General features: G+C 36.9%; 18 protein-coding genes. 6 read left to right on the forward strand and 12 right to left on the reverse strand.

Annotation, left to right across the window (positions count from 1 at the left end; translation table 11 throughout):
• Positions 1 to 157: 157 nt before the first annotated feature.
• The 3 genes from ACPDG9_RS02530 to ACPDG9_RS02540 form a co-directional block, all read right to left on the reverse strand.
• Positions 158 to 2386 (reverse strand): patatin-like phospholipase family protein, encoded by a 2229-nt coding sequence (locus tag ACPDG9_RS02530; protein ID WP_430526237.1) that lies wholly within the window; start codon positions 2384 to 2386, stop codon positions 158 to 160.
• 26 nt (positions 2387 to 2412) lie between these two features.
• Positions 2413 to 4203, reverse strand: coding sequence for an excinuclease ABC subunit UvrC (uvrC, locus tag ACPDG9_RS02535; protein WP_430526238.1), 1791 nt, complete (start codon positions 4201 to 4203; stop codon positions 2413 to 2415).
• Positions 4204 to 4723: 520 nt separating this feature from the next.
• Positions 4724 to 5305, reverse strand: a complete 582-nt coding sequence (locus ACPDG9_RS02540; protein WP_430526239.1) for a hypothetical protein — start codon at positions 5303 to 5305, stop codon at positions 4724 to 4726.
• A gap of 332 nt (positions 5306 to 5637) precedes the next feature.
• Between ACPDG9_RS02540 and ACPDG9_RS02545 the strand changes: the two genes are divergently transcribed.
• Entirely contained in the window at positions 5638 to 7410 is a 1773-nt protein-coding gene (locus ACPDG9_RS02545; RefSeq protein ID WP_430526240.1) for a helix-turn-helix domain-containing protein, read from the forward strand.
• Positions 7411 to 7469: 59 nt separating this feature from the next.
• On the opposite strand, the gene ACPDG9_RS02550 is transcribed toward ACPDG9_RS02545, so the two are convergent.
• Both ACPDG9_RS02550 and ACPDG9_RS02555 read right to left on the reverse strand, forming a co-directional pair.
• The gene (locus tag ACPDG9_RS02550) at positions 7470 to 8486 is read right to left on the reverse strand and encodes a hypothetical protein (RefSeq protein WP_430526241.1); all 1017 of its coding nucleotides are present in this window, start codon (positions 8484 to 8486) and stop codon (positions 7470 to 7472) included.
• A gap of 60 nt (positions 8487 to 8546) precedes the next feature.
• Complete coding sequence (locus ACPDG9_RS02555) at positions 8547 to 9359, reverse strand: hypothetical protein (protein ID WP_430526242.1); 813 nt, start codon at positions 9357 to 9359, stop codon at positions 8547 to 8549.
• Between the two features lie 466 nt (positions 9360 to 9825).
• On the opposite strand from ACPDG9_RS02555, the gene ACPDG9_RS02560 reads away from it, so the two are divergent.
• Positions 9826 to 10917, forward strand: coding sequence for a helix-turn-helix domain-containing protein (locus ACPDG9_RS02560; RefSeq protein WP_430526243.1), 1092 nt, complete (start codon positions 9826 to 9828; stop codon positions 10915 to 10917).
• Between the two features lie 26 nt (positions 10918 to 10943).
• On the opposite strand, the gene ACPDG9_RS02565 is transcribed toward ACPDG9_RS02560, so the two are convergent.
• From ACPDG9_RS02565 to ACPDG9_RS02595, 7 genes are all read right to left on the reverse strand, one after another.
• Entirely contained in the window at positions 10944 to 11513 is a 570-nt protein-coding gene (locus ACPDG9_RS02565) for a 5-formyltetrahydrofolate cyclo-ligase (protein WP_430526244.1), read from the reverse strand.
• Positions 11506 to 12462, reverse strand: coding sequence for a succinylglutamate desuccinylase/aspartoacylase family protein (locus tag ACPDG9_RS02570; protein WP_430526245.1), 957 nt, complete (start codon positions 12460 to 12462; stop codon positions 11506 to 11508). The genes ACPDG9_RS02565 and ACPDG9_RS02570 overlap by 8 nt, the downstream gene beginning before the upstream one ends.
• A 142-nt stretch (positions 12463 to 12604) precedes the next feature.
• Positions 12605 to 13198, reverse strand: coding sequence for a lipoprotein signal peptidase (locus ACPDG9_RS02575; protein ID WP_430526246.1), 594 nt, complete (start codon positions 13196 to 13198; stop codon positions 12605 to 12607).
• An 84-nt stretch (positions 13199 to 13282) separates the two neighbouring features.
• Positions 13283 to 13669, reverse strand: a complete 387-nt coding sequence (locus ACPDG9_RS02580) for a TraR/DksA family transcriptional regulator (RefSeq protein WP_002988912.1) — start codon at positions 13667 to 13669, stop codon at positions 13283 to 13285.
• Between the two features lie 10 nt (positions 13670 to 13679).
• Positions 13680 to 17084, reverse strand: a complete 3405-nt coding sequence (gene ileS, locus ACPDG9_RS02585) for an isoleucine--tRNA ligase (RefSeq protein WP_430526247.1) — start codon at positions 17082 to 17084, stop codon at positions 13680 to 13682.
• Between the two features lie 488 nt (positions 17085 to 17572).
• Complete coding sequence (gene recO / locus ACPDG9_RS02590; protein WP_430526248.1) at positions 17573 to 18286, reverse strand: DNA repair protein RecO; 714 nt, start codon at positions 18284 to 18286, stop codon at positions 17573 to 17575.
• On the reverse strand, positions 18286 to 20610 hold the full coding sequence (locus tag ACPDG9_RS02595) for a two-component regulator propeller domain-containing protein (protein WP_430526249.1): 2325 nt from the start codon (positions 20608 to 20610) through the stop codon (positions 18286 to 18288). The genes recO and ACPDG9_RS02595 overlap by 1 nt, the downstream gene beginning before the upstream one ends.
• A gap of 322 nt (positions 20611 to 20932) precedes the next feature.
• Here ACPDG9_RS02595 and ACPDG9_RS02600 point away from each other — a divergent pair, with 322 nt between their 5' ends.
• The 4 genes from ACPDG9_RS02600 to ACPDG9_RS02615 all read left to right on the forward strand — a co-directional run bounded on the left by ACPDG9_RS02600 (position 20933) and on the right by ACPDG9_RS02615 (position 25024).
• Positions 20933 to 22018 carry a PCMD domain-containing protein gene (locus ACPDG9_RS02600; protein WP_430526250.1) on the forward strand — a complete coding sequence of 362 codons (1086 nt, stop codon included), beginning with the start codon at positions 20933 to 20935 and terminating at the stop codon, positions 22016 to 22018.
• The gene (locus ACPDG9_RS02605; RefSeq protein WP_430526251.1) at positions 22005 to 22826 is read left to right on the forward strand and encodes a porin family protein; all 822 of its coding nucleotides are present in this window, start codon (positions 22005 to 22007) and stop codon (positions 22824 to 22826) included. The genes ACPDG9_RS02600 and ACPDG9_RS02605 overlap by 14 nt, the downstream gene beginning before the upstream one ends.
• A gap of 278 nt (positions 22827 to 23104) precedes the next feature.
• Positions 23105 to 24235 carry a PCMD domain-containing protein gene (locus ACPDG9_RS02610; protein WP_430526252.1) on the forward strand — a complete coding sequence of 377 codons (1131 nt, stop codon included), beginning with the start codon at positions 23105 to 23107 and terminating at the stop codon, positions 24233 to 24235.
• A 15-nt stretch (positions 24236 to 24250) separates the two neighbouring features.
• A complete protein-coding gene (locus ACPDG9_RS02615) occupies positions 24251 to 25024 on the forward strand; it encodes a porin family protein (RefSeq protein WP_430526253.1) in 774 nt (257 codons plus the stop codon).
• The last annotated feature ends 23 nt before the right edge of the window (positions 25025 to 25047 follow it).

The raw sequence follows: 25047 nt of genomic DNA on the forward strand, positions 1-25047 counted from the left end.
TTCTCTTGATCAGAAACTTAATATAAGCCAATAAACCGTCCCATTGTATGTTCATAATATCACAAATATCGACATAAAATTGATATATCCAACTTTATAACCAAATTTTATTTGTGTATTGGTAAAACACAGCCTGTTAGCCCCCTTTAAATCTTAATTAAAACCAAAACCCAACAGAGAAAGAAGTGTAGCTACTCCCCGTATCTGGAGAATATCCGTACTTCACTTCTATAGGTCCAATCATCGTTTGCATTCCGTATCCGATGGCATAACCTGAATACTTAGACTTGAACAACCAATCTGATCCAGAAAAGATATCTTCTCCTACATTAGCAAAATTAGCCGTAAAATTTATATGGTGCTTTTTAACTATCTCATAGTCCAAATTCAACGACCCAGTGATATACGAATTGCCAGTAATACTCAACAAGTCATACCCCAAAAATGGAATGATATTATCGCGTTCTGCAAATCCATAGCCCCCTAAGAAATACATGAATCCTATAGATGGGGTATTGCCAATAGTTGCCCCCATACGCGAACGCAAATCGACGTACAACTTATCTGTCAATCGTTTAGCATACCCAACCTGTCCGGTAATGGTGGAGAAATTTTGGAAATTACTGAGATAATCTGACGAATAAAAGTAGTTTTTATACTCCCCTTTGAACATAAATCCCTTGCGTGGAAAGTACTTATTGTCGTAGGTATCAAACGTAAAGTTGGCAAACCCTCCTAAATAAGTCGAGCGATCAAAAACACTTTCATTTACCGATAACGTATTGCTCTTAATATCAAAATAACGATGTTCTAACCCGACAGTCAACAGGAATTTCTGTTGATAAAAAGTCTGAAATACCAATCGGTTTTCTACATCTTTATAATCGACATTAAACTTAGCAGGTAAACTCGATAGATCAATTTCTGGTGGCAATTCGAAGCGATCGTTATCTGCTAGCATTTTAAAGCGCAAATCACTGCTAAATTGATTGAATTTAGAATTGATTCCCACACTCCAATAGAAACCATTATCAACAAAATAATTAAAATTGTAACGCACATTATCCCCTACAGCCACATCTAAAGACGCAACATCACTTTTCATCAATAGATTTTTCTGCGTCACGTTAACCAAGGCAGCAGATTTATACAATCCATCATAGTGAACCCCCAACTTTAAGTAACGCTTAATCGGATTTTCAACGATATCCAACACCAGCTCATCCCCATCTCCATTTTGATCAAAGCGATACGAAATACTGCTAAAGTTGTCTGTTGCGTTCAACTGATCTATTCCCTTTTCTAAATCGTCAAAAGAAATAGAACTCTCCGGTTTAAAACCTAATTTTCCGTGAACATAGCGTCTTGTATATCGCGTTAATCCATTAATATCAATAGAATTAACATACAGGTCTTCTTTGTATTTCGGCACGAATTGCTTTTGTAACACATCCTTTCTACCCCCAATCTTCTTTATTTCGTCGAGTTTTACCTGAGCTGCTTCTACTCCTCTTTCGATAATAGCCTTTCCTTCTTCAAAGGAAATAACCGTATAACCTGAAATATCGGGTTTGATATAAATATCAGTCATATCCACCTTGTTCTTCATCTGGTTAATGGTGGAATAGTTGGAGATTTGAAGGAGTACATCAGCTGCTCCATTGATATCTTCCATTGTTTTAAGCCCATCCTGCACATCTACTCCGATGACAATATCCGCACCAAGTGCGCGCAATTCATCAATGGGATAGTTGTTGACAATTCCACCATCGATTAAGTGTTTGTCGTCAATAACAACGGGCGCAAACAAAGAGGGAAACGCACCACTAGCCAAAATAGCTTGTGGTAAATAACCCGAATCAATCAAGACCGGCTTACCCGTTTCAATATTAGTCGCAATGCACAAAAAAGGGATATTCAACTCGTTAAAATCTCGCACGTGTCTCACATGAGCGAGTAACTTATTCATCAAGTTGTAATTGTACATTCCCCTAGAGAATGCTTTGGGCAACCCAATTTTAAACTTATCAAAAGGCAAAGTCAACGCATAAATCTCGTCGTTTTTCTTTTCGTAGAAAGACTTTGACACACGTGGAATATAATCGCGAATTAGCGCTGTTGCATCAATACTGCTGAAGATAGAATCTAGTTCCGCAGCGGTATAACCCGAAGCGTACAATCCACCAACAATGGCCCCCATACTCGTTCCTGTAATGTAGTCTACCTGTACTCCTTGTTCTTCTAATACTTTTAGAACACCAATATGAGCCAGTCCTTTTGCACCACCTCCACTCAATACAACACCAACTTTTGGGCGTTCTTCCTGCTGAGCAAAACTACTCCCAGTAATCAAGGTCATTGCTAATAATACGATAATGCTGCGCATAGTTATCCTCTTTTAATGCTACTAATTTACTTCAAATGTTCCAATAAAACTTTGGTTTTTGCTTTTCCAATTATACTTTCTACCTCTGTTACAGGCGCTTCCTTAATTCGCTTCACGGATTTAAAGTGATTAAGCAACTTGGTTTTTGTTTTTTCACCAATACCTGGCACTTCATCCAATTGACTGCTAATTGCATTTTTACTGCGCTGATTGCGGTGGAATGTCAACCCAAAACGGTGTGCCTCATCCCGAAGGTGAATAATAACTTTCATCGTTTCTGATCGCTTATCTAAATACAAAGGATAGCTATCGCCAGGATAAAAGATTTCCTCCAAGCGCTCTGCCAAACTAATAATGGGTATTTTACCCCTCAAGCCCAAATCTTCTAAGCTCTTTAGAGCGACCCCTAACTGTCCTTTTCCACCGTCAATGACAATCAGATCAGGCAATGCTTCTTTCTCCTCTAGTAAACGCTTGTATCTTCTAAACACAATCTCTTGCATGGAAGCAAAGTCATTGGGGCCTTCCACTGTTTTAACATTAAAATGGCGATAATCTTTTTTACTAGGCTTACCATCTTTGAACACAACACAAGCCGCCACAGGATTGGTTCCTTGAATATTGGAGTTGTCAAAACACTCAATATGTCTGGGTTCTGTAGGCAATCGTAGGTCCTTCATCATCTGTTGCATGATTCGCTTCACATGGCGATCGGGATCAACGATTTTCATTTGCTTCATCTGATCCATGCGATAGAACTTCGCGTTGCGCTCAGACAAATCTAACAAGGCCTTTTTATCCCCCATCTTAGGAACAGTAACTTTAATATGTTCTCCCAAATCCACTTCAAAGGGCGTCAACACTTCTTTGGTCAGTAATTCAAATCGACTTCTAATCTCTACAATGGCCAATTCAAGTAATTCGGCATCTGTTTCTTCTAGTTTCTTTTTCAACTCTAAATTGTGGGAGCGAATAATCGCACCATACGACACTTGTAAGAAATTGACATAAGCAGTTGATTCATCCGAAAGGATAGAAAACACATCTACATTTCCAATTTTAGGGTTCACAATCGTCGATTTTGCTTGATAATTTTCAAGCAATTCAATTTTCTCTTTGACTTGCTGCGCTTCTTCAAAACGCATGGCAGCAGCCAATTCAAGCATATAGGTTTTAAATCCCTTGAGACTTTCTTTGAAGTTACCTTTTAAGATATCGCGTATTTCGGTAATTTTCTTCTCGTATTGTTGAACGGATTCATGTTCTTCGCAAGGTCCACCGCAATTGCCAATATGATATTCCAAGCACACTTTAAACTTTTCGCTGCGAATATTTTGCTGTGTGAGATCTAAGCTACAGCTGCGAATGGCATAGAGTTCTTTAATCAACTCTAATAAAGTACTCACCGTTTTGGTACTGGTGTAAGGTCCGTAGTATTCTGAACCGTCTTTTACCATGCGACGCGTAGTAAAAACACGAGGGAAGGGTTCTTTCTTAATACAAATCCAAGGATAAGATTTGTCGTCTTTAAGCAAGACATTATATCGCGGTTGGAGTTGCTTAATCAGATTGTTTTCTAGCAGTAGTGCATCGGTCTCTGTTGGCACAACAATGTGCTTGATTTTGACAATCTTCTTCACTAAGACATTCGTTTTGGCGTTGTCGTGAATTTTGTTGAAATACGAGCTAACTCTCTTCTTGAGGTTTTTAGCCTTACCGACATACAAAATTTTACCTTCTTTATCAAAATATTGATATACACCTGGTTGATCCGGTAAGGTTTGAATTTGTAACGCTAACTCTTCTTTTATTTGCATCTACTCCATGATTAAGCAACAAAATTAAAGTTTAAATAGATGAGAACAAAAAAGCGATGAAAATTCATCGCTTTTTCCCATTTAAATTAATCAATTATAATGGATATAACTCCTCTATTTTTATCTGTCTAAAAAGATAAAGCTAACTATTTTTCGCCGAAGTATTTATAGGCTGGTCTATCGTATTAAAATCAAGGTTTAGCCTTAAACAACTTAATACTGATCCCCAAAACCAGAACCATACAAACAATGGCAACCCAAAACCAAGCAGGAGGAAATACCCAAAAGTTCATCCCTGCCCATAGTAGCAATAACACTGCAAATATTTTAAACCGATAGGTAATTATAAGTTCCATTACTGTCTTTACTTTCTAAGGATATAATCCATATGGATTATGTGTTTTACTTCATTTTTGCATACCCTTTTTCTAGTGTATCTTTTTACTTATTTCCGACCAGCATTCCGGTTTGCTCCTTTGCATTCCGGATTGCCAGCTATATAGAAACAACACGTTTTATCTTATTTAATTTTTTTATATTGATGGGACAATACTGCAAATACAACTGCACTTGCTTCATCTTTTTGAAATCCATGAACAAACGCTAAAGTTTTTCTTCCATTCCACTCATCATCCGGATCATTGATTTCCTTTATAAAATTGAGCATTTTAACCTCTCTCGCTTTTAAGGATGGATTTGCTTCTGGGCTAACCGTCCAAGCTTGATTTGTCACCAACAACTGCTTCATATACATTTTCACTGTAGCTGAATAATTCGTATCTTTAATCAACTGTTCTGCATCTGAAGTCATTATTTTCGTTACTTCTTGCTCTGTAGGCGTTACATATGCATTAGTCACTAGACCCGCAAAATTTGGATTTGCCCATGCTTTTCCTTCAACTTTACTGATCATGTCTTTAGTCGAAACATATTCGCTATACACACTGCTTGCATTTTCAATAGCAGAAATTACACTACCCCAATTTGCTTGTGTGCCATTTTGCACCTCCATTGCTTGTTGTCCTACTTCACTTTTTCCTTCATCTGTACTACATGAAGCAAACAACAATCCCAATACTGCGCATATATAAATCTTTTTCATAGTTTTGCCTTTTAAATTAATGTTCGTTCTTTTTTATTGAATTAAATCATTTAACAACTAGAAATGTATTTGACCTGTTGTGATTTCAAAAGCAAACTTAGAGGGTTTGATCAAAAAGCACAAGTTTTCCCTATATATACAAGGGAAGGATTGTAAATAAGAAAGGTGTTTTTTGTAAAATGCCTGATTTTAAATAAGTTAAATCTCGCAAATTAGCCAAGTGGAAAATTTGTAAGTTTAATGGAAAATTTGTAAAAAACACTGACCATCAGTGTTTTATAAAACACAAAAAAACATTACCTTTAAAAAAAACACTTTTAAAACCTTACAAAATGTTTTTAAAAAAACTCTTGATTCTTTTTTTTGTAACTCTTAGTGGAGGCTTTTGCTCTAATGTATCTGCTAAAAACAACGCAGATTATAAAAAATGGTCTTTATCTGATTTACTTTTCAGCATTAATTCGGATTTATTAAGCCCTGCTGAAAAGGAAATTTACTTAGAATACTACCTTCAAAAAGCAAAAAGAGAACAAGTGCCGGAAGCGATTATCGTTGGTTATCGCAAAAAAGTTTTTCAAGAGAAGGAATATGATCAACAAATACTATATGCGGATAGTTTACTCACGTATACCCAAACACTAAATGATATAAAAGCCGTAGGCTCTGCCTATAATATAAAAAGTTATGTTGCCTATCTGAACAAAAACTATAAGACAGCCTTAGAATATGGATTAAAAGCAGAAGATTATTTACAAAAATCACAAGATGAATACACCCTCAATAAAGTAAAAAGTTCGATAGGTTCCATTTACTACCATTTGGAAGAGTATGAAAAATCGGAAAAATCGACCAAAGAAGCGCTGTTGTACTACCAAAGTAAGCTCAACGATACAAGCAATGCGTATAACAACCTTAGAGGTTATATCACCAATGTATTTTCTTTAAGCAAAACCCATTTTCGCCAACAAAAAAACGACACCATTCAAATTTTATTAGAAGAGGGCTATCAAGCGATTAATCGCCTTACTTCTAAAGACAAAGTCTTAGAAAGCGCGTACTTTGATTTGATCAATGGCATGTACAACCATCGTTTAAAGCAATATGCGACCTCTGATTCTCTACTAACAAAATCATTGGCTCCTATTCAAACGAATGGTGATTTTGCCAATGAACATTTAATCTATCTGTATCTAGGAAAAAATGCGTGGGAAACCAATCAACCGGAACAAGCGCTACCTTATTTTGAAAGAATAGAAAAGCTATACCAAGAAACTAACTTTGCCAATATAGAGCTCAGTGAAGCTTTCGATTACTTAATTACCTACTACCAAGGCAAGAAAAATTTAGAAAAGGAGTTACATTACACCAAATTATTGATGGGACTATCGTCTGAATTACACAAGAAGAACAGCAAATTGAGTTCTTTTATGCATATGCATTTAGACACTAAAAAACTAGAGGCATCACAGAAAAAATTAGAGTATGAATTATCTAGAAGTAAATCTAAAATAAAAGGGTTATATGGTGTGGTAACTGTACTCATACTTGTTGTACTCCTTGGTCTTATCTACTACCAAAAGAAGCAGCAAAAGCTTCAACTACAGTACAAACATCTGGTTTATCGTTCCCCTCAAGAAATAGTTCACCTTGTAGAACACCTCGAAGAACCTGCAGCAAACCCCATTTCTATTGGCAACACTGAAGTCAATCAGCCGTTGAGTACTATGCAAGTACTCAGCAAAAAACTGGAGGATTTTGAAGGTAAAAAAGGGTTCTTGCAAAAGATAACACAGGATGAACTGGCTCGTCAGTTTGGAACGAATCGCAATACACTTTCTAAATTTTTCAACGAGGAAAAGAACATCAACTTTTCGGATTACCTCAAACAACTTCGAATTCAACATGCAGTACGAGAATTGACGTATAACCCCAAACTTCATTTACTCAACCTCAATGGTTTAGCCGATGAATTTGGTTTTGGAAATTCAAAGAGCTTTTCCACTGCCTTTAAAGAAATCACCAAGCTATCCGTGACAGATTTCATCAAAATGCGCAAACAAGATGAAGATTTTAAAGATATAGATCAAAAACAACCAGAAGCCTAAAAAATAAAGCGATGAAATTCATCGCTTTTTTCTATCAATATACAGTTTAGAAATAAGTTCTATTTCTGTTTATCAATAACTAAATCTCTAACTTTTTTTGCTCCTCGCATACCAAGTCTATGATATTCAAAATAAGAATAACTCTTTTCAAATGGTACAGCCTGTGGACCAACGCTGTTAATAGTCAAATATTTTGCCAATGACAGTTCTGAACGGCTTGATTTGTACAATTCGAATAAGTTTAATCGCTGCTCCAATTTATTGTCAACTAGGTTATAACGGACCTCTATCAAACGCTGCATTATAGGGCTTTTTCTTTTGCCATCAGAAGAAAGCAGCTCTACTTTTGAGTTAACAAAACGCACAACCCGTTTATCCATAGGATCGATCTCAAACTGCCAATAATTAACTCCAGTAGCATCATAAACAAAATAATCTGTATTGATCTTATTGACCTTTGCTGCTTTAACTTTTTTAATCAAACCGTTGAAATGTTTTTTGTTGTTAAAAAAAAAGTAACTTTTATCTTTTGCTATTAAAGGAAGAAAAGACACTATCTCCATAGTATCGTAAAAATCTGCTAAGCGATCAGATACAAATAAAGAAGTATCATAAAAAGTTGAATTTTTGTTGAATCCTCCTTTTTCTTGTATTAGCAACTCTCCTTGGTTGTTGTTTTCATAGATAGTTCCCGTATAGGAAAACAGCTGTTTGTCATACGGATCAACGCGATACTGATCATAAGTCTTTTGAAGAATATCCAACAACTCTTCTTTGGCGTCAAATCGCATTTCAATCACGATAGTATTTAACGATTGATCGATACAAATCACCTCTTGCCTCACCGTTTTAATATTCCCATAGGTTGGATGCACTAGGGTAACATCTACGATATCTTCACTTAATTCTATTGCACCATGTGCATCCGAAACACCGATTATGGTATTCGTTTGGGAGTCATAAACCACAACATCAGCAACGAATTGTTGTGTACTACAATCTTGAATAATCGTTTGTCCAAAAGAATTTCCTATTATTAAAAATAAAAAACACCATATACTTAGAATTACTCTCATCTATTCTACTTTTCAAACCCAAAGAGAAATTTCACCTTTCTCTTTGGGTTTTAATATTTATTAGTTTAAATTACTATAGTATTTGATACCATAACGATACGTTGCCATTCCAATAAGCAACGTTTCTTTCACATCCGTTGTCAGATTCTTATCCTCTTGTACTGCTTGCTCCATCGTTTTAGAATAGGCTACAAAAGAATCAATATAACCTTCTTTTACCGCTTCATAAGAACTAGCATATAGCTGTAAAATCTGAACAAATGCAGGATCTGCCTTTGTTCCATTAGAAGAAAACACGCGATCATAATAGGCTGTGCCTTCCGTATAGCTCTCTCCTGGTTGCAGTTTTAAAGAGTTGTAGAAAGCAGGATAATCTACTACATCCTCCATAATTTGAGCATCAGGATACAAGATTGCAACCTCTTTTTTTATTCTTTTTACTATAGCCTCATCACGTGCCTCTACGTCACTAATAGCGCTGTATTGATCCATATCATTTAAGATATTATTCACAACAACATAATGGTTATATCCAATTACATCGAATTTATTTCCAACATGCTTCACCTCTTCTAATACCTGTAAATCAGGCAATCCCAAGTCTATCGTTATCTTTTCCTGTTTCGTAACCTCATCAATAGAAGAAGCAACACCTATTATCAAAGTTATGGGGAGACTTGGAGATTCCTGATATTGTTTCAACATCGCATCACCATCTGCATTTAGAAACTGCTTCACACCTCTCCACAGTTTCCCCCAAAACTTAAGAGGAGCTGAAAGATCTGGTGGAGTTGTATCATTTTCAACAGATACAAGGTATTGAGTTGTTAGTTGCGCATAGGCATTGACATCAACAACTTCAGTACTATTCATCTCTTGTGTTACGGTATTAATTACCGAGTCATTCTCTTTGTCACATGATACAACTACAAAAGCAAAAATAAACGGCAGTAAAAAAAAATTTTGTTTTTTTCATTTTTTAAACATTTTTATAGATTCCATCCCTTACGATAAATCTATTGATTACTACATTACTTTATTTGTTTCTCAATAGTATTCCGGACTACTATTACTAAACAAAAGATTTTTTCAAAACCTTTCAAACAAACTTAACTCGATGCACAAAAAAGAACAAGGTTTTGTTCGATGCACATCGAACCATTTGTCAATCAACATCGAACCATTTAACAAAATACTTAGTATCAATTTATTAGAAATAGGATTAAAGGAAGTAAGGAATAATTGTCACGCTGGCATACAAATTGTTCCATAAAAGAAGAATTGTCAAAATGAGAATTTAGGAGGGGGAATTTCTTTAAAAAATCAAAAAACTCGCACAATGTTATTAAAAAAACGTTTATTTTTATCCTTTTTCCTTTTTTCAAGTTTTCTCGGGATTGCGGCTTCCTCTTTGTGTAACGAATCTATTTTTAAACATTGGTCGAAGCAAGAATTACTTTTTTGCGTCACAAATGATCTCCTTAATTCAGTTGATCAATCTATTTGCATTGAAAACTACCTGCAAAAGGCGAAAGAAGAGAACCTAGTAAAAGCCATTATCAATGCATACCGCAAAAAAACGCTTTTGCCTAGCTTCTATGAAACGAAAAGCAAGTCCGCGGATAGCCTTCTACAATACGTACCAAACGCAAAAGACAAAAAAGATGTCGAGAAAGCGCTACATTATCCCAAGCTTTTGATGGATATATTATCCAAATTACACCAAACCAACGACCAACTCCGTTCCTACATTCACACCTATTTAGATATCAATAGACAAAAACCATCTAAACGAAAACTCGAACAGGAACTTTTTTCTAGTCCATTTTGGATCAAGGAATTAAACAGTCTAGCCTATCTTCTTTTTTTGATTGTTATTGGGGGCGTACTTTATCTCAAAAAGAGACGACAAAATATGCAGAAGCGCTATAAACAGGTCATACGGGAATTGTATCATCCCTATAAAGAGGATTGGAACAAGAGTCAACAAGCATCAGAATTCAATATTTCGTTAACTGAATCGATAAAGACGGAGCAATTGATTACGTTGTCATCTGTACTTCATAAAAAATTAGCCTATTTTGAAGAGTCAAAAAGGTACCTACAAAAAATAACCCTAGACGAACTCGCTCGTCAATTGGGTACGAATCGCAATACGTTATCTAAATTCTTCAACGAAGAAAAACAGATCAGTTTTCCAAACTATCTCAAGCAGCTTCGCATTCAACACGCAATGTATGAACTAACGCATGATCCTAAACTTTATGAACTCAATTTGACGGGATTAGCGCATAAATTTGGTTTTGGTAGTGCCAAAGGTTTATCCACAGCCTTTAAAGAAATCACCAAGCTATCCGTGACAGATTTCATCAAAATGCGCAAACAAGATGAAGATTTTAAAGATATAGATCAAAAACAACCAGAAGCCTAAAAAATAAAGCGATGAAATTCATCGCTTTATTTTTTAAACGTATACAATTTAGTAGGTGTAATGCAATAATCTAAGGCCATATCCAGCTCAGATATATTGGCTATACTTGTTTCGGCTTCAAAGAAACTCAGCCCCACTTTGATAACATCCGGTCTGCATTTTTGCAAAAATCGATCGTAAAACCCCTTTCCATAACCCACGCGATTTCCTTGTTCATCGAAGGCTAATAACGGCACAAAGACTACATCCAATTGAGATTCGGCAATTTGAATACCCTCTTGTGGTTCGGGAATCCCATAGCTATTCACTTTGAGCACGGTATTATCCGTTAAAAGATAATGCTGCATTTCCCCCGTTTTGAAATCAGATTTGGATAAGATGATGTTTTTATCTTTCCCTGCTAACACTTGCAACAAAAACTCTGTATCGATTTCTTTTTTAGATTCGATAGACAAGAACAAGTGATAATTTGTTTTATCCCAAATAGGTAAACGCAAAGCGCCGTTGGCAATGGCTAAACTCTTTTCTTCCATCTCTTCTAGTGAAAGTGCAGCTCTTGCTTGGCTATAGTTTTGACGTAAAATAGTTTTATTCATTTGTTGTGTTTTTAGACAGGTGAAAAATAGCATCTCCTTGATAGACAATTGGCGAGTCATTGACATTGATGACATAACCGCTATTCGGGGCTTTGATCATGACATTTTCTTTGCCGTACGGATCAGAAATATAGGCCAAGGCTTCGCCTTTGCGAACGTAAGTGCCTACCGCAACTTGATCGTGCATCAAACCCGACTGTTTCGCGCGAACCCAAATAGATTGCTCAATCACAACCATTTTATCCGTTCTATTTTCCGTTTCGAATTGGTCGTCGAGCATACCAAAGTGACGCAGCACTCGTTTAGTTCCCTCTACCCCCATTTTGGATACTTCTGGATTAATGTCAAGTGACTTTCCACCTTCGAACAGTAGCATATTAACGCCTCGTTTTGCACAGGCATTTCGGAAAGATCCGGTAATTTGATTGGAATACAAGAGAAAAGGAGGATGAAAAATAGCAGCTAAAGGCTCTAGTACGGTTCGATCTTCCGTAGCAATGCGCAATTGAGGGGCATTAAAGCGACTTTGTCCACCGGCGTGAAAGTCGATCGCAAAATCAACATGCGGAATAATATGTGTTAAGATATGATAGGCAAATCGCCCAGCTAAAGACCCCGTTTTACTTCCTGGAAAAACGCGATTTAAATCGCGACCATCGGGAAATTCACGGGTTTTATTGATAAATCCAAAGATATTAATCACGGGAATACAAATTATCGTTCCGCGTTTTGGACGATTCATTCCACTGTGAACGATTTGACGAACGATATCTACTCCATTGAGTTCATCGCCATGCAAGCCAGCTGAAAGCAATACCGTCGGTCCCTCTTCAAGGGCACGAGAAATAATTACAGGAATCTTTAATTTGGTTGCTGTATGTAATCTTGCAATTTCTAAATTGAGCGTCTTACTCTCACCGGGCAAAACGACTTCCTCTAATATCTTCATAACGTTCCTTTTTTACAAGAAGTGAAGATACTAAAATTCTTTATTTGCTGTAAACATTGTTTTTATTTCAACCGTGTGCATCATTTCATTCCAAGCCCATCCATAGTCTTATTTAGCATATCTGTTGCCTCTAAATGCTAAACTAATTTTTGAAAATGCGTTTATTCCAAACAATCAAGATACCTACTCCAACTGAAATAGCCGTATCGGCAAAATTAAAAATGGCATTAAAAAAAGTAAAATACTTTCCTCCCCAAATGGGTAGCCACTCAGGCAAGTACCCTCTCCAGATAGGAAAATAAAGCATATCCACGACTTTTCCGTGAAAAAAGGTGCCATAGGGTTTATCCGTAAAAAGCGTAGCTAATTGGTGGGTGCTATCGTCAAAAATAACACCGTAAAAAATAGAATCAATAATGTTACCTACTGCTCCTGCTAAAATCAAAGAAATAGCGACAATTAAATAATTGGACAATTTTTTCTTTATAGAATCTTGCAACCACCATCCAATACCAAATACGGCAATAATGCGAAACAAGGTCAATGCCAATTTACCATAATCACCAGGAAGAGCAACTCCCCAAGCCATACCTTCATTTTCAATAAAGTGGATCCTAAACCAATCAAAGACAAAAATTTCTTCATCTAGTAAGAAATTAGTTTTGATGTAAATTTTTGACCATTGGTCAATAATTAAAATTATAGCAACTAGTAAATAGGCTCTCTTTAATGACATTCTCTTCTATTTTAGAAGCAAATGTAAACGATTTTACGTGATAAAAAAAACGCTCTTTTAGTTAAAAGAGCGTTGTTTATAGAATTAACGTTGCATATTTTTTGCTTCAATACTCATTGTAGCGTGAGGAACTAATTTCAATCGTTCTTTGTCGATTAGCTTTCCCGTCACCTTACACAATCCGTATGTTTTATTTTCAATGCGGATTAATGCATTTTTTAGATCGCGAATGAATTTCTCCTGACGAATTGCCAATTGAGAATTCGCTTCTTTTGACATCGTTTCACTACCTTCTTCAAATGCTTTAAACGTTGGTGACGTATCATCTGTTCCGTTGTTTAAATCATTCATATATGCACTCTTGATCAGTTCTAAATCAGCTTGTGCTTTTTCAATTTTAGCTTGAATCAACTCTTTGAATTCTGCCAACTCTGCGTCAGAATAACGTACTAATTCGCCAGTCTCTTTCATAATTTTAATTTTATTTTAAAATTAATACTCGCGTTTTAAGCTCATCAAACTCTACATCTACACCGTTTGCTAACGCATCTACAAATTCCAATGTATGAGTTAATGTTTCAGATTTAATATAATCTTCATTTGCTAAAACAGCTTCTCTTATTTCTACTACATCTTGCAATGTAACTTTTACTTTATCTGTTACTTCGAATCCACAATCTTTACGAATATTTTGGATGCGATTAATTAATTCACGGGCGATCCCTTCTTTGCGCAATTGCTCCGTAATAGTAATATCAAGGGCTACTGTAATTCCCCCTTCATTAGCAACTAACCATCCTTCGATATCTTGAGAAGTAATCTCAACGTCAGAAAGTGTTAATATAATACTTTTTTCTGTTAAATTTAAAACAATCTCCCCGTTTTTCTCAATTTCATTGATATTGTCTTGGGTAAAGCCTTGTATTTCCTTAGCAATCAAGCCCATATCTTTTCCAAAACGCGGACCTAATGTCTTGAAATTAGGTTTAATTTGCTTTACTAAGATACCAGAAGCATCATCTAACAGTTCAATTTCTTTCACGTTTACCTCAGCTTTGATCAGATCTTCTACTGCTTGGATCTCTAAGCGTTGATTTTCATCCAAAATAGGAATCATAATACGCTGTAGCGGTTGACGTACTTTAATCATTTCTTTTTTGCGTAGTGACAACACTAAAGACGAAATAATTTGAGCCTTGTGCATTCTGCTTTCTAAACCAGCATCCACAAATGAAGCATCGTATTTTGGAAAGTCAGCCAAATGTACAGATTCAACGTTTTCTTGTTTCGTTGCTAATGTTAAGTCTCTGTAAAGTCTTTCCATAAAGAAAGGAGCAATAGGAGCACCTAGTTTAGCCACTGTAATTAAACAAGTGTATAACGTTTGGTAAGCTGCGATTTTATCTTGTGCGTACTCCCCTTTCCAGAATCTTCTACGGCATAAACGCACGTACCAGTTACTCAAGTTTTCCGTTACAAATTCTGTAATGGCTCTTGCCGCACGTGTTGGTTCATACGCTGCATAAAACTCGTCTACTTTTTGTACGAGTGTATTCAGCTCAGATAAAATCCAACGGTCGATTTCTGGTCTATCTTTTAAAGGTACCTCCGCTTCGCTGTAATTAAATCCATCAATATTCGCATATAGCGCGAAGAAATTATACGTATTATAAAGTGTTCCGAAGAATTTTCTTCTTACTTCGGTAATTCCTTCTAAATCAAATTTCAAGTTATCCCAAGGGTTTGCATTCGAGATCATATACCAACGAGTGGCATCTGGTCCGTGTTCCGCAAGCGTTTCGAAAGGATCAATCGTATTACCTAAACTCTTGGACATTTTCAATCCATTCTTATCTAATACTAAACCATTAGAAACTACATTTTTATATGCTTTTGTATCGAAAACCAAAGTGGCAATCGCATGCAGCGTATAGAACCATCCACGTGTTTGATCCACACCTTCAGCAATAAAATCTGCAGGATAAGCGCCATTTTGATCTACTAATTCTTTATTCTCAAATGGATAATGCCATTGTGCATACGGCATTGCACCAGAGTCAAACCACACGTCGATCAAATCTGCCTCGCGGTACATTGGTTTTCCACTAGGAGAAACTAGAACAATCGAATCTACTACATTTTTGTGTAAATCAATTTTGTCGTAGTTCTCTTCTGACATATCCCCAACTACAAATCCTTCATACGGATTGACCTGTTGGAAACCTGCTTGTTGAGATTTGGCAATTTCGGTCATCATCTCTTCAACAGAACCGATGATCATCTCTTCCGTTTTATCTTCTGTTCTCCAGATTGGCAAGGGAATACCCCAGTAGCGCGAACGCGAAAGGTTCCAGTCATTGGCATTTTTCAACCAATTTCCAAAGCGACCTTCTCCTGTTGCTTTTGGCTTCCAGTTTATTGTTTCATTCAGTTCGAACATGCGATCTTTTACCTCTGTAATTTTAATAAACCAAGAGTCTAAAGGATAATACAATACCGGTTTATTTGTTCTCCAACAATGTGGGTAACTGTGTACGTATTTTTCTACTTTGAATGCTTTATTTTCTTCTTTTAATTTAATTGCAATCTCAACGTCTACTGAACGCTCCGGTGCGGTACCCTCATCATAATACTCATTCTTCACATATTTACCACCTAATTCTTCTCCCATTTCCTTAACGAAACGCCCTTGTAAATCAACTAGAGGCACAGGATTTCCTTCTGCATCTAAGATCAACATAGCGGGAACTTCTGGTGTTGCTTCTTTCGCAACCTTAGCATCATCAGCTCCAAAAGTAGGTGCGGTATGCACGATTCCCGTTCCATCTTCTGTCGTCACAAAATCACCTGCAATTACTCTAAAAGCATTTTCAGGATGCTGGTACGGCAAGGTATACGGCAATAATTGCTCGTATTTAATTCCCACTAAATCCGCTCCTTTAAAGTCTTTTACAACGAAATAAGGGATTTTCTTATCTCCTTCTTGGTAGGCATTTACCTCTGCCTCGGTCTCAACCGCAACAAATTTACCAGCAAATTGCTTGCCAATTAACGGTTTAGCCAAAATCACTAGGATGGGCTCTCCCGTATATTGATTGAATGATTGTACTAATGCATAGTCAATTTTCGGACCAACCGTCAACGCGGTATTCGAAGGCAAAGTCCAAGGTGTTGTCGTCCAAGCCAAGAAATGAATCGCTCCATAACCTTGTAAAAAAGCAGGAAGCGTTGCCTCAATTGCTTTAAACTGCGCTACGATCGTCGTATCTGTTACATCTTTATACGCACCTGGTTGGTTGATCTCATGAGAAGATAAACCTGTACCTGCTTTCGGCGAATACGGTTGGATTGTATAACCTTTGTACAATAAATTTTTATCGTAAATCTGTTTCAACAACCACCATACCGTTTCCATGTATTTCGGTTTATAGGTTACATACGGATCATTCGTATCCACCCAGTATCCCATTTGTTGCGTCAGTTCATTCCACAAGTCTGTATAACGCATCACCGTGCGTTTACATGCTTGGTTATATTCTTCAATGGTAATTTTTACCCCGATATCTTCTTTCGTAATCCCTAATTCTTTCTCTGTCCCTAATTCAACTGGTAATCCATGCGTATCCCAACCTGCTTTACGCTTTACTTGGAACCCCTTTTGTGTTTTATATCGACAAAAAATATCTTTAATCGTACGAGCCATTACGTGGTGAATACCAGGTTTACCATTCGCTGAAGGGGGTCCTTCAAAAAATACAAAAGGCTTATTGTCCTCTCTTGTACTAATACTTTTTTCGAATATGGATTGTTCTTTCCAAAACTCTAGCATCTCTGATGCTACACCTGACATGTCAAGATTCTTATATTCTGTAAATTTAGTGCTCATCGTTATTATTCTACTATTTTTTAATCAATTGGGCGAATTTACGCATTTTCATTTAATTACATACCAAATAATTGCTACTAAAAAGGGCAAAAATTAACTGTTTGGCGTTTTTTGTTTGGTAGATGTAGAGTGTTGGTATTACATAAATTCATTGTACAACAACTAATGACCGATTACGGATTAGTTCAAGCTTGAACTGACTATAGTTGGGTTTTCTTCGGGATGAGTATAACTTACCTTTATTGTGCATCCATAGTGCCTCTATTAAAATTATCGTTTTAATGGACTCACTATGGACACACCATGGACTCACTATGGACTCATCCCGAACGAAATAGCTTGAATACTGCATTAATTACACAACACTTTGGTTTATTGTATTGCATTTTTAAAATAGATCAAGCAATGTCAAGTATACTATCTTTTACTCCTGTAGCTCAGGTTTAAAAAAGCGATCAACCGTACTTAAGGATATTTAACGAACAAAATTACGCAAATACCTCTTTCAGTATCTCCAGAGATTTTGGCTTTTTAAAAGCAGTGAAATGAACTTCATAATATTTCATCAGCAGCGTCAATAGCGTTTTTCTATCACGAGAAGAGAATACTTTCTGATCTGATTCGAAACCCAATTGCAACAAGCGTTTGAACAGGAATGTGTCCTCCGCATCAAAGCAATTTGCCACGTGAATATCCGTAAAAACTCCTTCATACCAATCAAAATAGTGGCAGGTTACTTCTGACACATCGGGATAAAATCCGAGATATTTCGTCAGCTCGACCAACAGTAAGAGATGAAAATTAGCGGTTTCTTCATGCGTATCCAACCACAATAATGCAGCCTCTACAAAAGCGTAAAATTGCTTGTCTCGTTCTTGCTCACTCACAATCATACTCAAGATTTCACTGACAAAAAGTGCGATACTATTTTTGGAAAAATCGTAGTAAATCGTTTGATAGACTTGATCTACTTTTATTTCCTTAAAATATTCCATTCCTCCTTTATTCTTAAAAGAAAAAGTGACATCTAGCAACATTAAAGGTTGGAAATAGGCTATTTTTGGCGCATTTTTCCCTTTAGAAAAAGCGTTGCGAACAAAAAAAGTTTGAATCCCTACTTCTTCCGTCAAGCATTTGACAATTAAACTTTTATCTTGATATTTGATCGCTTGCAATACGATCGCTTTGGTTTGTATAATCATTAGCGAATGATCATTAATTTTTTCACTTTTGTATCACTATGGTCCGCTGAAGATACCATAATCAAATACACCCCAGACCCAACTCTCTTTCCATTGAACGCATGCGTATCCCAAATAACCGTACCGCCAGTAGAAGTCGCTTCAAAAACTAAATTACCTTCAATATCGGTAATTTTAACTACCGCGCGATCCATTAATCCAACGATGCGGACTTCACCTAAATATTCTGGTCGAACGGGATTCGGATAGGCATAAAACGAGCTATTGGTTTCTTGTCCTTCAGAAGTGTCTCCAACAAATGAAACAACTCCGAGATCTGTAGCGAAGAAAATTTCTCCTGATAGCGGATCAGCAGCAATATCGTTGATGGTATTACTTGGCAACGGTGAATTGTCTTTCGTAAAGTGATGGATTATTTCTTTTCCTGCTGCAGATACTAAGAAAACTCCCGCATCTGCAATTGCTACCCATTTGCGATTGGCTCCGTCAATTTCAATCTTTGTAATGTACTGTTGGTAAAACAGTTCTTCCGCAATTCCATCTTCTTCGATTACAATATTCGTTGGCTTGAGATTCGAGGTCTGCAAAAACTGATTGACGTTTTGAATAACGCGCAACCCTTTATTCGTTCCAATCCACAGTTGGTTGTTTTTATCTAACGCAAGTGCACTCACATTATCGGAAGGCAATGTACCCGAATCAGTTCCTAAAACAGTCAAGCGGTTATTCTTCGTTTCGTTAAAGACAAATAACCCATCCTCAAGCGATGGAATCCATTTGGTATTGTTTCTATCGACAACTAATCGTCCGTAATTTCCTCTTTTATAGTCAAGCATACCGGTAGACGTAGTATAGGATTCCCATTTGTTATTGGCGTCTTTACTCTTTAGGGCACGGCGCACAAAATTATTGGTTACCCACAGCTTTCCTTGCTTATCAAAAACTACTCCATTGACGCGCACACTCGCATAATCCATGGGGAAATTGGGGTCATTAGGATCAATTTCTAAATTTTCTAAACCTGTTGCTCCCGTATTTTCGTGGTTCCACAAGGTTACTTCACTGTCGTGAAGAGCTTGACTTTTCAATTTAATCTGTAACAACCCTGAATGGTAGGACCCCACATATAATTCATTTTCATTTTTGGGATTCAGCGTGGCATAGGTCAAGGCATACGCTTCTTTTAGGTGGGCAAAAGAAATAAACTCCCATCCTTTTTTCTTGTTGAAATAGCTCAACCCTCGTGCTGTTAACGTAGGGACGTAGGGGTTATAGGTATTTTTATCATACCCCCCACTGATAAACCATGTTCCTGCACGTGTGGCTAGCAATGAGAAAACGCGATTGGATTCGGGACCATCTGGTGAAAGCCATTCGCGAGATCCGCTTTTGCTCCATTGGATCAATCCGTGGTAATTACTTCCTAAGTAATAGCGGCCTTTTACTGCTACGGCATCAACAAGATCGGATTGATCTACTAACGCTAACAGTTGATTATCCGCATATAATTCAAACAACTTAGCTGAGGTAATCACAACTAATCTTCCTTCTTCATTAACGTTGAACTTCACAATCGGTTGATCTGCTTGTGCTACAGCAGTAAATTGTTGCGACTGATTCAAGCGGTAAACGGTAGCGTCTGCTTTCGCACTTAAATAAATCTTGTTCTCCAAGACATAACCATGTTCCCAAGTTTTAGTATTTTCCCACGTATTCCACTGTCGATAGTCTATTTTATTAGCATTCTGCAGGGCGATTTGTTTTACTCCTTCAGCCGTAATAGCCAACACATCCGTCTCAGTGGCCATGATTTCTTTTACAACCGTATTCTTGCCATTTTGGCCAATATAAAAGCTATCACCAAAAGTGTTGTTATTGAGATTAAACACGCTAATTCCGTAATTAGTTGCGATGTAAAGCTCACCTTTCACCTCCAAAAAGGCATTAATTCTACGCTCAAATTGTTGTAAACTAGGTTTATTCTTGATGTCTAAAATCGTTCGTATCCGATCGTTTTTCAATTCAAAAACGAGTAAACTCCCATCCTCATTGCCAATGAGGACTTTTTGATGGACTTCACTAAAGTAAAGCGCTGTGATGGTATTTGTCTTTAATCCGCTAATAGAATTGTAAACCTCAACGCTATTACTACTGACGTTATAGCGCAACAAGGCAGATGGAGTTGCACCAAAAACAACATCCTTTCCTTTTGCCAGTGCAACTAACTCTTTATAAGAAAAATAGCTATTCCACTTGTGATTTTCTTGTGCACAAAGACTCGTAACCACAAAAAACAACAATCCTATTAAACTTCTGATTTTCATACCGCTTATTTACTATCAAACAAATATACTATTATCGTCCAAAATAAAGTAAAAATGCTGCACTTTTGGTTTAGCGTTTGCGTTTCACCACTTCCTTACCCTATCGAGGTTTCTATTTTTTATCATGCGATAGGCAAAAAACAAAAACAACTTACATTCTTCTTTCTTTTTAGCATAAAAACACCACATCTACCACTAAATGACAGAATAAAATCCTTTATTAAAAATAAAATAGTAGTATCTTTCCTACTTAAACAAGCAAAGTATCTACCTTGGCAAGGTAGTTGTGAAATTAAATCGCACTTGAAGTAAAAACCCCCATATGAAGAACAGCGTTTTCCTTTTTTTAATCGGAATCGGTCTAGTAAGTAGTAGTTGCATTAAAGACGAAGAACTAGACACAAATGCCGATATACTCGAAGCTTATATTCCAACAGAATATTTGAAAATGGATCCCATTATCACGAATACTTCTGTTGAGTTTCGCGTAAAGTCAACTGTTACTTTAGAAAAACAGACTCCTTTTTTCATCATTTCGCCCAATGCGACTATGGAACCGCCCAATGGGGTAACACGAGATTTCACCACGGCACAAGAAGTAGTGGTTACCGCTCAAGACAAGCGTTGGAAAAAAACATACCTTGTCAGTTTTACTAGCGACGAATTAAGTACGTTTTACAACTTCAACAATGCAGAACTGACAGATAGAGATCGCTACTATCGCTTTTATGAGATTGGTTCTAACGGTGAAAAGATTTACGATTGGGACAGTGGGAATCAGGGTTATGCGACAATTGCAGGGTCTACTCCACCTGAAAACTATCCCACAGTTGCTGTTCCAGGGCGACAAGGTGGATTGGCCGTTAAAATGCAAACCGTATATACCTCAAGTTTCGCTGCAGGAACGGGAAACCCTATCGCTGCGGGAAATTTATTCTTAGGGCAATTTAAGCTCAATCCATTCAACACCCTAAAATCTACGCGATTTGGGCTCCCTTATACGGGTGCTTTACCTACTAAAGTCAGAGGTGTTTACAAATACACCGCGGGTGAGGTTGTTACGGATGAGCACTTTAAAGAAGTAGTAGGCGCCAAGGATTCTTTTGACCTGTACGCCATCATTTTTGAATTACAGAAAAAGGATAATTATTTAACTGGCGATCACAATTTTGAAGATCCGAGAAACGTCGCTATAGCGAGAATTCCCCAACAAGATCGCTTAGAAACTAACACCTGGCGTACCTTTAGTTTTCCGTTTGAACTGGTTGAAGGCAAAACCTATGACCCAAACAAAAACTACATGATTGCCCTTGTTATGACCTCGAGTATTGATGGTGCATCCTTTAAGGGGGCAATTGGAAGTACCTTGTTTGTTGATGAAATAGAATTAGTTTATGAAAAAGAATAATCGCATCCGCTTCTTTTATTTGTTGTTGGTTTGTCTTGTAGCACTACCTAACAACCTTTGGGCACAAATAGACCCTCTTGCTTCACAAGCAGAAGAAAACACGTCTAGTTTTGTTGCATTTTTCAAGAAAAACACAACGTATCAAGCCCGAGCACAATTCAGTATTGGAGGGAGTACACCGTTGGGTATACCCGCACAAATACGAGAAATAAATAGCTACAATCCTACCTTACAATTGGGACTAGAAGTTAACGCTACTAAATGGCTTGCTGACAACCATGTTTGGGGCATACGCACGGGATTGCGCTTTGAAGGTCGTGGTATGCGAACCGATGCACGAGTAAAAAATTACTATACTCAAATTGATGGAGAAGCAGGGAAACAAACCAAAGGTTACTTTACAGGGAATGTAAAAACCAAAATGAAAAACTCCTATATTACATTTCCTGTTCTTGCAGTCTATCAGGCAACTGAAAAATGGAATGTCTATGGTGGTTTCTATTTTTCTGGATTAATTGATAAAGATTTTACCGGTTATGTATACGATGGTGTTTTAAGAGAAGGTAATCCTATAGGTACCCCAGTGGAATTTAACAATGGCGGTAAAGGAGAATACGATTTTTCAGCCGACCTGAATCGCTTCCAATGGGGAACAGAACTAGGATTTGAATACAAAATGAATGAGCACTTTCGACTTTTTTCAGATTTGAATTGGGGACTCAACAACCTGTTTAAAAAAGATTTTGAAGCTATTACGTTCAATATGTATAGTATTTATGTAAACCTCGGTTTTGGATATCAATTCTAAACATAGCATCGACGCATAGCGAACAAAGAAGAACCAAAACTACTGAGTAAGTGTTTATTTTTAGTCGCTTTTAATTCATTTTGTTATAAAAAAAACAGCTTTATCTCAATAGTGTGAAATTAACAGAACAATTTCATTCATTTTAAGCATTAAAAATCACAATATAAACAACTAAAAAGCAAAAAACGATAATTCTCAACATTATAAGGTAAATTTGCAATAAAGGGTTTCGTTAAGATCAATAAATCGTTACCTAAACATTAAAAAAACTACTTTCAATGATGAGAAACAACTATTTTTTCTTATCCCTATCGCTTTCGATAGGGCTACTTTTTTCATCTTGTATCAAAGATGAAGCTTTAAATGCAGAAGCAGATATTGAAACGGCTACTATCAATCAAGAATTTTTACTAACTGCTCCAATCATTAGTAATGATAAGATTACTTTTCGCGTTTCAAAGTCACTTGACTTAACTCAGGTTGCACCTGAATTTACTCTTACCCCCGGAGCAAAAATTATCCCTGCAAGCGGAACTGTGCGAGATTTCAGTCATGGTCCCTTAATTTATCGCGTTACTTCAGAAAGCAACACATGGAGTAAGATTTATACTGTCGATTTTACGAATGCTGAAATTTCGACAATCTACAACTTTGAAACGTTTAGAGAAGTAGTTGGTGGCTTCTATGGGGCTGACTACTACCATATTATTTACGAAATGGGACTTGACAAAAACGGAGACTCAATAAAACTATTTGATTGGGCAAGTGGAAATTCAGGTTATGTTTTGACGGATGGTAATCCTGACAATCCCAAAAAACCAAGTGATTTTCCTACTTCAGTAACGGAGAATGGCTTTATTGGTCACGGTATTAAACTAACGACTTTATCAACAGAGCCTTTAGGCCCGATGATGGGAAGTCCATTAGCGGCGGGGAACCTATTTTTGGGTGAATTTGATTTATCAACTGCTGTTTCAAAACCGTTAAAGGGAACTAAATTTGGACTTGATTTCAACTATGAGCCTGCGATTTTTAGAGGATTCTTCAAGTATACGAGAGGAAAAGATTTCCAAGTGAACAACCCAGACAAGAACAAACTAACTGAAGACCGTTGGGATGCGTATGCCATTCTTTTTGAAGCTAACACCGACGAATTCTTATACGGCGACCATGACTTTGTGGATGAAAAAATTGTTTCTATTGCCCGTGTTCCCGATGAGTTAAAGAAAGAAACAAATACATGGACGTTGTTTGAAATTCCGTTTACCTATGTTGAAGGGAAACACTATGAACCACAAAAAAAATACAAATTAGCCATTGTTTTCTCTTCTAGTGAAGAAGGAAGTCTCTTTAATGGAGCAATTGGAAGTACACTTTACCTTGATGAAGTAGAGATTTTAAAAAACTAATTTAATTATACGGCAATGAATTTTAACTATCTATATACGATCTTGTTATTTCCTTTAGCATTATCGACCTATGCCCAAGAAGAAGAGGCAAAACCAGCCCATTTCTTTAACGAGAATGTCACCTACCAAGTGCGTTCTCAATTCAGTATTGGAGGAGCAGCGCCTTTGGGATTACCGCGCGAAATCCGAAAAATAAAAAGTTATAATCCCACCATGCAATTAGGTATGGAAGCTAATATAACCAAATGGTTTTCTAAAGAACAGAAATGGGGGGTTCGCCTCGGCGTTCGCGTGGAAGGAAAAGGGATGAAAACCGACGCTAGGGTAAAAGATTACATCACAGAGATTAACTATAATGGTGCATATGTAAAAGGGCATTTTACTGGGGATGTTAAAACCGAAATCCGCAATACGTATTTAACTTTTCCCGTGCTTGCAACCTACAACATTAACCAGCAATGGAATGTCTATGGAGGACTGTACTTCTCAACGGCAATTGACCAATCCTTTGATGGATATGTGTACGATGGATACTTGAGACAAACGAATCCTACAGGACAAAAATTAGTCTTTGAAGATGGCAAGAAAGCCGATTATGACTTTTCCAATAACGTCAACAAATTCCAATGGGGAACTCAAATTGGGGCAGAGTGGAAAGTAAATCAACATTTCTTTCTCTTTGGCGATGTTACTTACGGATTCAATAGTCTCCTAGATAAAGATTTTGACGCTATTTCATTTAGCATGCACAACATCTATTTAAACTTAGGTTTTGGGTATCAATTTTAATACATACAAAAAAAACTCGATCT

The organism is Myroides sp. C6-3, from assembly GCF_050522425.1.
Lineage (GTDB): Bacteria > Bacteroidota > Bacteroidia > Flavobacteriales > Flavobacteriaceae > Flavobacterium.